The sequence below is a fragment of the Pseudomonas sp. SDO5522_S412 genome (assembly GCF_054071215.1).
This window is the reverse complement of the sequence record NZ_JBSVWQ010000201.1, coordinates 1-10,118: the sequence shown is the minus strand read 5'-3', so window position 1 is coordinate 10,118 and position 10,118 is coordinate 1. Positions and strand designations below refer to the sequence as shown.

Annotated in this window: 11 protein-coding genes; 3 read left to right on the top strand and 8 right to left on the bottom strand. The window is 60.3% G+C overall.

The annotated features are described in order from the left end of the window. Nucleotides 1-68 precede the first annotated feature (68 nt). From ACW9I6_RS26360 to puuE, 5 genes are all read right to left on the bottom strand, one after another. Complete coding sequence (locus tag ACW9I6_RS26360; RefSeq protein ID WP_087694785.1) at nt 69-1,370, bottom strand: urate hydroxylase PuuD; 1,302 nt, start codon at nt 1,368-1,370, stop codon at nt 69-71. Nucleotides 1,371-1,420: 50 nt separating this feature from the next. Beyond that, nucleotides 1,421-1,924 (bottom strand): ureidoglycolate lyase, encoded by a 504-nt coding sequence (locus ACW9I6_RS26355; RefSeq protein ID WP_003209110.1) that lies wholly within the window; start codon nt 1,922-1,924, stop codon nt 1,421-1,423. 137 nt (nt 1,925-2,061) lie between these two features. Beyond that, nucleotides 2,062-3,057, bottom strand: a complete 996-nt coding sequence (gene alc, locus ACW9I6_RS26350; protein ID WP_003209112.1) for an allantoicase — start codon at nt 3,055-3,057, stop codon at nt 2,062-2,064. Nucleotides 3,058-3,137: 80 nt separating this feature from the next. Then, nucleotides 3,138-3,653 (bottom strand): 2-oxo-4-hydroxy-4-carboxy-5-ureidoimidazoline decarboxylase, encoded by a 516-nt coding sequence (uraD, locus tag ACW9I6_RS26345; protein ID WP_003209113.1) that lies wholly within the window; start codon nt 3,651-3,653, stop codon nt 3,138-3,140. Then, the gene (puuE, locus tag ACW9I6_RS26340; protein ID WP_008432189.1) at nt 3,650-4,576 is read right to left on the bottom strand and encodes an allantoinase PuuE; all 927 of its coding nucleotides are present in this window, start codon (nt 4,574-4,576) and stop codon (nt 3,650-3,652) included. The genes uraD and puuE overlap by 4 nt, the downstream gene beginning before the upstream one ends. A 462-nt stretch (nt 4,577-5,038) precedes the next feature. On the opposite strand from puuE, the gene uraH reads away from it, so the two are divergent. Further along, on the top strand, nt 5,039-5,392 hold the full coding sequence (uraH, locus tag ACW9I6_RS26335) for a hydroxyisourate hydrolase (RefSeq protein WP_003209117.1): 354 nt from the start codon (nt 5,039-5,041) through the stop codon (nt 5,390-5,392). Nucleotides 5,393-5,522: 130 nt separating this feature from the next. Here the strand turns inward: uraH and ACW9I6_RS26330 are convergent, their stop codons facing one another. From ACW9I6_RS26330 to ACW9I6_RS26320, 3 genes are all read right to left on the bottom strand, one after another. Beyond that, a complete protein-coding gene (locus tag ACW9I6_RS26330; protein WP_457340017.1) occupies nt 5,523-6,149 on the bottom strand; it encodes a LysE family translocator in 627 nt (208 codons plus the stop codon). Nucleotides 6,150-6,212: 63 nt separating this feature from the next. Continuing rightward, nucleotides 6,213-7,559 (bottom strand): NCS2 family permease, encoded by a 1,347-nt coding sequence (locus tag ACW9I6_RS26325; RefSeq protein WP_003212843.1) that lies wholly within the window; start codon nt 7,557-7,559, stop codon nt 6,213-6,215. Nucleotides 7,560-7,750: 191 nt separating this feature from the next. Further along, entirely contained in the window at nt 7,751-8,185 is a 435-nt protein-coding gene (locus tag ACW9I6_RS26320) for a MarR family winged helix-turn-helix transcriptional regulator (protein ID WP_003212841.1), read from the bottom strand. An 82-nt stretch (nt 8,186-8,267) separates the two neighbouring features. On the opposite strand from ACW9I6_RS26320, the gene ACW9I6_RS26315 reads away from it, so the two are divergent. Together ACW9I6_RS26315 and ACW9I6_RS26310 are read left to right on the top strand one after the other, a co-directional pair. Further along, nucleotides 8,268-9,434: an aminotransferase-like domain-containing protein gene (locus ACW9I6_RS26315; RefSeq protein WP_003212839.1), complete on the top strand. Its 1,167-nt coding sequence runs from the start codon at nt 8,268-8,270 to the stop codon at nt 9,432-9,434. A 10-nt stretch (nt 9,435-9,444) separates the two neighbouring features. Beyond that, nucleotides 9,445-10,047, top strand: a complete 603-nt coding sequence (locus ACW9I6_RS26310; RefSeq protein WP_008432197.1) for a glutathione S-transferase family protein — start codon at nt 9,445-9,447, stop codon at nt 10,045-10,047. Nucleotides 10,048-10,118 lie beyond the last annotated feature (71 nt).

Genomic DNA, 10,118 nt, shown 5'->3' with positions numbered 1-10,118 from the left:
CTGAAGTGTTGAATGACACACCGCATTCGCGAGCAAGCCCGCTCCCACACGAGTCCTGCGTTAATCAGTCAGTTGGTACGCGCCCCCTGAGTGATCCAGGTGCCAATCAAGTCCCGTTCCTGCTGGGTCATCTGGGTGATATTGCCCAGCGGCATGATCTGGCTGGCCACGGCCTGTGCCTGGATGCGCGGGGCCATTTGCTGGATCTGCTGCGGCGTATCAAACATCACCCCGGCCGGCGCGGTGCTGAACAGCGGGCTTGTCGGCTTGGCCGAATGGCACACCGCGCAGCGCTCCTGGATCACCCCGTGGACCTTGTCAAAATCAATCGAGGCCTGGGCCGGTGCTGCTTCGGCAGGTGCCGGTGCAGGTGCCGCTGGAGCAGCCGGTTTAAGCCCGCCACCCAACGCCGTTTCCGGCAGCGGCTGGTATTCGATGGCCGCAGGAGCCTTGGCCACATCCGGTGCAGTCGCCACCGGTTTTGGGCCGGTCACGTAGGCCAGGCAAATCATCGCCAGCGCGCCAACCGGCAAGGTCCAGGCATATTTCTGGCTGTTATGACGGGTGTTGAAGTAGTGACGCACCAACACCGCCGCTACCGCGATGCCCGCCAGGATCAGCCAGTTGTATTGGCTGCCGTAGGTGCTCGGGAAGTGGTTGCTGATCATGATGAACAGCACCGGCAAGGTGAAGTAGTTGTTATGACGCGAACGCAGCAAACCCTTGGCCGGCAGTGCCGGGTCGGGTGTGCGGTTTTCGGCGATGGCTGCCACCAGCGCGCGCTGGGCCGGCATGATGATGCGGAACACGTTGCCCACCATGATGGTGCCGATCACGGCGCCCACATGCAGGTACGCACCACGGCCGCTGAACACTTTGCTGAAGCCGTACGCAGCGGCAATCAACAGCACGAACAGGATCAGGCCGAGCAGGGCGGGGCGCTTGCCCAGTGCCGAGTCGCACAGAAAGGAGTAGATGAACCAGCCGGCCAACAGCGAGCCGAGGCCCAGCAACACACCTTCCGGACCGCTGAGGCTGCTGCCCGGGGCCAGCAGGTACAAGGTCGGGTTGGCGTAGAACACCACGCACAGCAGCGCGATGCCGGACATCCAGGTGAAGTAGGCTTCCCATTTGAACCAGTGCAGGTTGTCCGGCATGGTCGGCGGGGCCAGTTTGTATTTTTCCAGGTGGTAGATACCGCCACCGTGGATCGCCCACAAGTCACCGGCGAGGCCGTCCTTGGGGTTGACGCGGTTGAGGTTGTTTTCCAGCCAGACGAAGTAGAACGAAGCGCCGATCCAGGCGACGCCAGTGATCATGTGAACCCAGCGCACGCTCAGGTTCAGCCATTCCATCAAATGTGCTTCCACAGTCTTTACCTCTCGCCTGTCACTCTGTCGTCGAGTGATCAGACCTTCTCTTATTGGTGGGGGGCGAGGATCAACCGCTCATCCTCTTTGAAAAAATGCTCATCGCAGTTATTGCCTGTGCCACTGCGATCAACCACCAGGAAGTCATCCCGCTTTTCGATCGTCAGCACCGGGTGGTGCCAGACGCCGCGATGGTAATTAATGCCCTGCCTGCCGTTGGTAACGAAGGCGCGGACCAAGCCCGATACAGGTTCATCGCCAAGTGGCGCGACCACGATCAGAAAGGGGTTGCCGAGCAGCGGGATGAAAGCCTGGCTGCCCAGCGGGTGTCGTTCCAGCATGCACACGGTCAGCGGCATGTCCTGCGCGTCGGCGCGGAAGATGCTGATGATCGCGTTATCTTCTGGCGTGGCGGTTTCAACCGTCGCCAGTTTATGAAAGCGCATGGTCGACCCGTTGTTGATCATGAAGTGATCGCTGCCATCGGTTTCGATAACGTCTCCGAAAGGGGCGAAGGCTTCTTTGGTCAGGGGTTCGATCATCAGTGTGCGCATGGCTGTCTTCTTAATCTTGTGTATGGATCGTTCCCACGCTCTGCGTGGGAACGCCGCCCTGGACGCTCTGCGTCCGCTCTTGTGACGCAGAGCGTCACGGTATGCATTCCCACGCAGAGCGTGGGAACGATCGGGTGTTACTTCGAGACCTTACCGAGAACCCGCAGGCGGCTCACACCACCATCCGGGAACACATTCAGTCGAATGTGGGTGATCGGGCCCAGCGCCTTGATCTGCTCGGCAAACGTGTGTTCAGCGTGCATTTCCAGTTTCTGCGCCGGCAGCAGTTCGCGCCAGAACAGCGATTGGGTTTCGATCTGGCTGTCGGTGCCGCCCTTCACGAACGCGCCCTGGATCGAGCAAGTGTCCGGGTAGTTGCCCTTGAAGTGCAGGGTGTCGACCACGATCTTCTCGATCTCGCCCGGGTGGCCCAGTGCGACGATCACCCAGTCATTGCCCGGCGTACGACGACGTGCGGTTTCCCAGCCGTCGCCCATGTTGATGCCACGGCCCGGGTTGAGGATGTTGCTCATGCGCCCGAAGTGTTCATCGGAGCAGGCCAGTGCGCGGCCGCCGTTCAATGCAGCAGCCAGGTCCACCTGTTCGTTGTCGCCCACCGCCGACCAGTCGCGGAACGGAATGCCGTACACACGCAGACGGGCCACGCCACCATCCGGGTAGATGTTGAAACGCAGGTGGCTGAAGGCCTGGTCGTTGTTGATCTCGTGGAAGTGATGGCTGTTGCCTTGCAGCTCCACCGCCGACAGCACTTCAACCCATTGGGTGTTGTCATCCGGCTCGCCGGACGCCAGGAAGCAGGCTTCCAGGGACGCCGATGGCGGGAAGTTGCCGGTGAAGAATGAAGTGTCGATGTCCACGCCTTTGATCGAGCCCGGTACGCCCAGGCGGATCACGGCGCTGTCGTAGCCTTCGAAGCGCTTGCGGCGCGACTCCCAGCCGTCCATCCACTTGCCGTTGTCATCGAAAACGCCCTCCTTCCACACGGCCGGGGTCGGCTGGAACAGACGGTTGGCGTCGGCGAACCAGTCATCGGTGACAGAGATGATCTTGGTGCCCAGGCGGGCGTCGGCCAGGTTGACGAACTTTTCGAAAGGTACGGGTTGCGCTTTCATTCTTCTTGTCTGCCTTAAAGTAAGTGGCTTGGGATGCTCGCCAGGCCCTGGGCGTTCATGAATCGCTCGGGCCAGGTCTGCTAAAGGGTCAGTAATCGGAACAACGCGATTTTATTGATCTCGGCCAGCGCGCATTTGAACTCGGCTTCCACCGAGTTGTGAATGCGCGTTTCAAACGCGGCAAGGATCTGGTGCCGGTTGCTGCCTTTTACCGCCATGATGAAGGGAAACTTGAACTTGGCCTTGTAGCCATCGTTCAGCTCGGTGAAGCGCGAAAACTCGTCGCTCGAGCATTGGTGAATACCGGCGCCAGCCTGTTCATTAGTGCTGGCTTCGGTCAACTGGCCCTGGACGGCCGCTTTGCCCGCCAGGTCCGGGTGAGCGTTGATCAGGGCCAGTTGGCTTGCGTGATCGGCGCTCAACAGGATGTCGCTCATGCGCTGGTGCAGGGTTTCAATCTCGTCGATCGAAGCGTCCTGGCCCAGGTCGAAGGCCTTTTCGGCCACCCATGGCGAATGTTCGTAGATGTCGGCGAAGGCTGCGACGAATTCGTCGCGGCTCAGGCTCGACGGTTTCAGGGTTTGGAACGCGGTCATTTGGCGGCTCCCTGGAAAGGGTGTACGTCATGCCAGTGACGGGCGATGTCGACGCGGCGGGTAAACCACACCTGGTCATGGCCCTTGGCGTATTCGATAAACCGCTTGAGGGCGGCCAGGCGTGCCGGGCGGCCGATCAGGCGGCAGTGCAAGCCGATGGAGAGCATTTTCGGTGCGTCCGCGCCTTCGGCATACAGCACGTCGAAGGCGTCTTTCAGGTATTCGAAAAAGTCGTCGCCCTTGTTGAAACCCTGGACCTGGGTGAAGCGCATGTCATTGGTGTCCAGGGTGTAGGGGATCACCAGGTGCGGCTTGCCGGTCGGGTTGTTGGGTTCCCAGTAGGGCAGGTCGTCGTCATAGGTGTCGCAGTCATAGAGGAAGCCGCCTTCCTCCATCACCAGCCGCCGGGTGTTGGGGCCGGTGCGGCCGGTGTACCAGCCCAGTGGGCGCTCGCCGGTGAGTTCGGTGAGGATGCGGATCGCTTCGAGCATGTGCTCGCGTTCCTGGGCCTCATCCATGTATTGGTAGTCGATCCAGCGGTAGCCGTGGCTGCAGATCTCGTGGCCGGCGGCGACCATCGCGCGGATCACATCCGGGTGGCGCTGGGCGGCCATGGCCACGGCGAAGATGGTCAGCGGGATATCGAATTCCTTGAACAACTTGAGGATGCGCCACACGCCGGCACGGCTGCCGTATTCGTACAGCGACTCCATGCTCATGTTGCGCTCGCCTTGCAGCGGTTGCGCCGAGACCATCTCGGACAGGAAGGCTTCCGACTCTTTGTCGCCGTGCAGGATGTTGCGCTCACCACCTTCTTCGTAGTTGAGTACGAACGACAGGGCGATACGGGCCTTGCCCGGCCAGTGTGGGTGAGGAGGGTTACTGCCGTAACCGATCAGGTCGCGTGGGTAGTCAGCGCTCACTGCAGTCTTCCTTCTTGTTCGTGGTAGCGGTGTGTGTGGCGGCCGGGCAGCGGAAAGACTGGGTGGCGTCACAACGATGACTGATTGTATACAACTTAGTGTGCACTTTGTAAGCCTGTATTTCTGCATTTTTTCCGCAGGGTCTTTGCAGAATAGCACTGCAAGAAACCTGCCTGACTGGTCAGCTAAATTGAAAAAAACCTCATTCACTGTAGGAGCGAGCTTGCTCGCGAAAAACCTGAGAGCGCCTCGTTAACCCTGAAGCGCTGCGTTATCGTTAACGATCTTCGCGAGCAAGCTCGCTCCTACAGTATCGGCGTCAGCAACGGAACGCAGGCTTGTTGAATTTATTGTGTACAATTTTTTTGAAAAGTGTCTTAATCAGCCACCGCCGGCTTTTTCAGTGACCTGAAAAGGTGCGGTCTTTCACTTTTTACTGACTTCGGGAGGCGCGCAGACGCTATGGGACGTTTGACCACACACGTATTGGACGCCGCGCATGGCTGCCCTGGCAGCGCAATCAAGGTTGAGTTGTACCGTGTCGAGGGCGCACAGCTTGAGCTGGTCGCCAGCACCCTGACCAACAGCGACGGCCGCTGCGATGCACCCCTGCTGCAAGGCGATGACTACCGCAGCGGTGTCTATCAGTTGCAGTTCAGCGCCGGTGATTACTACCGCGCCCGCGGTGTGCAACTGCCCGAACCTGCATTTCTCGATGTGGTGGTGCTGCGCTTCGGCATCAGCGCCGAACAGGATCACTACCACGTGCCTTTGCTGATTTCGCCTTACAGCTACTCCACCTATCGCGGTAGCTGAGTCGTCACCGCGCTTCACACCCCCAAAGCTCTTCGTTGGTTTTTCGCCCGCTCACACTGCGGGCTTTTTTTCGCCTGCTGATTGCACCATAAAGGCGGCCCCGATCGTCAGTGCGATCGGGGCTGGATCTTCAGCGGCTCAATAGCGACGCAGCGCCGGCGCCTGTGAACAAGCCCGCGCTGATCCGGTTGAACCAGCTCTGGCCCCTGCCGCTGCGCAGGTAGCGCGCGGCGCCATGGGCGCCGAGGCCGTAGGCCAGTTTGCACAGCAGGTCGAGCACGGTCCAGGTGGCGATCATGATCAGCAACTGCGGCAAAAAGGCCTGCTGGGCACTGAGGAATTGCGGCAGGAAGGCGGCGAAAAACAGGATGTCCTTCGGGTTGCTGGCGCCCAGCACAAAGGCCCGGCCAAACAGCGCACGAAAACGCGGGGTGGCGGCCACTTGCGGTACGTCGGCGACGTGGGCCGGTTGCCGGGATTGCTGCCAGCTCTGCCAGGCGAGGTAGAACAGGTACAGCGCGCCGACGATCTTCATGGCGCTGAACAGCTGTTCCGATGCCAGCAACAACGCACCCAAACCCAGCGCCGAGGCGCTCAGCAGGCAGATGGAAGCAATCACCCCGCCGAGAAAGGCCGGGTACGAACGGCGCAGGCCGTAGTTCAGGCTGTTGCTGATCATCAGCAAGGACAGGGGGCCGGGGATCAGGATCACCACCAGCGCAGCGCCGCTGAACAGCAGCCAGGTTTCCAGACTCATTGCATTCCTCCATTCGTACAAAAGCCCCACCCGACGGGGTGAGGCAGGGTCAAGCGGGTTGGCCTACAGGAACGCGAACTTGGCGATGAAGATCGCGCAAAGCACCCACAGGCTGATGGAAATTTCCTTGTGTTTACCCGTGCCGGCCTTCAGCGCCACGTAGGTGATGAAACCCAGGGCGATGCCGTCGGCCACCGAGAAGGTCAGGGGCATCATGATCGCCGTGACGATCGCCGGAATGCTGTCGGTGGCGTCGTCCCAATTGATATGGGCCATGCCGCTCATCATCAGCATCGCCACATAGATCAACGCGCCGGCGGTGGCATAGGCCGGAATCATGCCAGCCAGCGGGGCAAAAAACATCGCTGCGATAAACAGCACACCCACGGTGACGGCGGTCAGCCCGGTACGGCCACCGGCGGCAACCCCGGCGGCGCTTTCCACGTAACTGGTGACTGGCGGCACGCCGACCATGGCGCCGAACACGCTGGAGGCGCTGTCGGCTTTCAGGGCGCGGGAGAGGTTTTCGATCTTGCCGTCGGCATTCACCAGGCCTGCGCGCTGGGCCACGCCCATCAGGGTGCCGGCGGTGTCGAACATGTGCACAAACAGGAAGGCGAACACCACGCTGATCATGCTGACGTTGAACACGCCCATCACGTCCATGGCCATCCAGGTCGGCGCCAGGCTTGGCGGGGTGGCCAGGATGCCGTGGTACTCCACCAGGCCCAGGCCCCAACCGGCGAGGGTCACGGCGATGATGCTGATCAGGATCGCGCCGAATACCCGGTGGTAGCTGAGGATCGCAATCAACAGGAAGCAGATGGCCGCCAGCAATGGGGCGGGTTCATGCAGGGAGCCGAGCTTGATCAGGGTGGCCGGGCTTTGCACGATGATGCCGGCGGTTTTCAGGCCGATCACCCCGAGAAACAATCCGACGCCGGCGCCCATGGCATGGCGCAGGCTCACCGGAATGCTGTTGAGCAGCCACTCGCGAATGCGTGAGAGCGTCAGGATCATGAACAACACACCGGAGATAAACACCGCACCCAGTGCCGTCTCCCAGTTGTAGCCCATCGTCCCGACCACGGTGTAGGTGAAAAACGCGTTCAGGCCCATGCCCGGCGCCAGGCCTACTGGCCAGTTGGCGTACAGGCCCATCAGCAGGCAACCCAGCGCGGCGGCGATGCAGGTGGCGACAAACGCCGCGCCGTGATCGATGCCGGCGTCGGCCATGATGTTGGGGTTGACGAAGATGATGTAGGCCATGGTGATAAAGGTCGTGAGGCCAGCGATCAGCTCGGTCTTCACTGTGGTGCCATGCAAGCGGAGTTTGAACAGGCGTTCCAGCCAACCGTTGTGGGTTGGCGAGAGGTCGAGCGTAGGGGCTTCGGATTTGCGGCTTTCCACAGCAAGTACTCCTCAAGAGTTTTATTGTTATTTCCAGCGCCGGACACATGAGTGGGCAGCAGCGCTTTGAGGTACCAGCGGGTTTTGTTGACCAATAGGTCAGGAACTCGCACGAAGCGAATTATGCTTTTGTATACAAATAAAGCAAATAATGTTTTCTATTTTGTGTGTGAAAGGGGATGAAAGGCAATTCAGGATTGGCCACTGAGTGCCTTGTTTACCGCCAGCCAGCCTTCTACCGCCGTCTCGCCTGCCTCGGCAAACGCCCGTTGCAGCAGCTTTACCTGTTCGCGCCGCAGCGATTGTTCGAAACGCCGGCCTTCCTCGGTCAACTCCAGCAGGCGCTTACGCTTGTCGGTCTCGGACGCCACGCTGTCCACCAGGTGCATCTCCTGCAGTTGGCGCAACGGCATATTCAGCGCCTGTTTGCTCACGCCGAGCAGTTCCAGCAGCTCCTTGACGCTCAAGGCCGGGTAGCGCGCGATAAAAAACACGATGCGTTGATGCACCCGGCTCAAGCCGCGGCGCTCCAGCATTTCGTCAGCCTTGGCGGTGAACGCCTGGTAGCCGAAGAAGAAGGCTTCCATGGCGGTTTGCTGGCTGGTCTGGTTTTTAAGGTCAAGCATATTGACGTATCTGCCCAAGTCGTCGTAATTTCGGTCAAGCAGTTTGACGTATTTTCCCCAGGCTTTGCTACCGGTGACCCTTATGGCCTTCTCAGAACGTGTTTCGCGTCTTAAAAGCTCCCTGATCCGTGAAATCCTCGCGGCGGCGCAAAAGCCGCAGGTGATGTCCTTCGCCGGTGGCCTGCCGGCCGAAGTGATGCTGCCCACGCTGGATTGGGAAGGCATGCCGCTGAATATCGGCCAATACGGCATGAGCGAAGGCGAGCCACAGTTGCGTGAATTGCTGGCGGCCGAGGCGCGGGTGCTGGGTATTGCCTGCGATGCGCGCCAGGTCATGGTGGTCAGCGGCTCCCAGCAAACCCTGGACCTGGCGGCCAAGCTGTACATCGACAAGGGCACCAAAATCCTCCTGGAAGGCCCGACTTACCTTGCGGCATTGCAGATTTTCCAATTGTTCGGCGCCGATTGCCTGACCGTACAGCTTGAAGCGGACGGTCCGGACCTCAGAGCCTTGCGCAGCAGCCTTGAGCAGCATCGCCCGTCCTTCGTCTACCTGATCCCGACGTTCCAGAACCCTTCGGCGGTGCGCTACAGCGATGCCAAGCGCGAGGCCGTCGCCGCGTTGCTGGACGAGTTTGGCGTAACCCTGATCGAAGACGAACCCTACCGCGAACTGACCTTCGACGGCGGCAGCGCACAACCCATCGTCAGTCGGCTGAAAAAGGCCAGCTGGATCTACACCGGCACGGTATCCAAGACCTTGTTGCCCGGCCTGCGGGTCGGCTACCTGATCGCCAGTCCGGACCTGTTCCCGCACCTGCTCAAACTCAAGCAGTCAGCCGACCTGCATACCAATCGCGTTGGCCAGTGGCAGGCGATGCAATGGATCGGTACCGAGAAATACCAGCATCACCTGGTAGAGTTGCGCAGTTTTTACCGAGGCCGGCGCGACGCTTTCCAGGCTGCACTGGCGCGGCATTTCAGCGACTTGGCCGACTGGCAAATACCCCAGGGCGGATTATTCTTCTGGCTGACCTTGAAACAGCCGCTCGATACCCGCACCTTGTTGGCACCTGCGCTCGACCAGGACATCGCGTTCATGCCCGGTGAACCGTTCTTTTCCGAGCCGGACAATCATCACGGTCACCTGCGGCTCAATTTCAGCCATATCGACCCGGCGCGCTTGGACGAAGGTCTCAAGCGTCTCGCTGCGGTGGTCCGTCAAGCACAGCACGCGCAAGCGGCATAGGGGAGCCTCCATGTACAAGGTCTACGGCGATTACAAATCGGGCAACTGCTACAAAGTCAAACTCATGCTCAGCCTGTTGGGCATCGACTATGAGTGGATCGATGTCGACATCCTGAAGGGCGACACCCAGACCGCGGAGTTCCTGGCCAAGAACCCCAACGGCAAGATCCCGGTGCTGGAGCTGGAAGACGGCACCTGCCTGTGGGAGTCCAATGCGATTCTCAACTTCCTGGCCGACGGCAGTGAGTTCCTGCCCAGCGAACCGCGCCTGCGCACCCAGGTTCTGCAGTGGCAGTTTTTCGAGCAGTACAGCCACGAGCCGTACATCGCGGTGGCGCGGTTTATCCAGTTTTACCTGGGGCTGCCGGAAGATCGCCTGGAGGAATACAAGAAGCTGCACAAGGGAGGATACAAGGCCCTGAAGGTGATGGAGCGCCAGTTGCAATTGACGCCGTATCTGGTGGGCGACCAATTCTCGATTGCCGACGTGGCGCTGTATGCCTACACCCATGTGGCGGATGAAGGTGGCTTTGACCTGAGCGCCTATCCAGGCGTGCAGGCGTGGTTGAAGCGCGTGGCCAGCCATCCCAAGCATGTGCCGATGCTGGGCTGAAATGCGCTCAAAAATGTGGGAGCGGGCTTGCTCGCGAAGGCGGTGTACCAGTCAGCACATGTATTGGCTGA

Coding starts and splice junctions, on each gene's coding strand:
- ACW9I6_RS26320 (WP_003212841.1), bottom strand. CDS start 8,185: ATGCTTGACCTTAAAAACCAGACCAGCCAGCAAACCGCCATGGAAGCC.
- ACW9I6_RS26355 (WP_003209110.1), bottom strand. CDS start 1,924: ATGCGCACACTGATGATCGAACCCCTGACCAAAGAAGCCTTCGCCCCT.
- uraH (WP_003209117.1), top strand. CDS start 5,039: ATGGGACGTTTGACCACACACGTATTGGACGCCGCGCATGGCTGCCCT.
- uraD (WP_003209113.1), bottom strand. CDS start 3,653: ATGACCGCGTTCCAAACCCTGAAACCGTCGAGCCTGAGCCGCGACGAA.
- ACW9I6_RS26310 (WP_008432197.1), top strand. CDS start 9,445: ATGTACAAGGTCTACGGCGATTACAAATCGGGCAACTGCTACAAAGTC.
- alc (WP_003209112.1), bottom strand. CDS start 3,057: ATGAAAGCGCAACCCGTACCTTTCGAAAAGTTCGTCAACCTGGCCGAC.
- ACW9I6_RS26315 (WP_003212839.1), top strand. CDS start 8,268: ATGGCCTTCTCAGAACGTGTTTCGCGTCTTAAAAGCTCCCTGATCCGT.
- ACW9I6_RS26330 (WP_457340017.1), bottom strand. CDS start 6,149: ATGAGTCTGGAAACCTGGCTGCTGTTCAGCGGCGCTGCGCTGGTGGTG.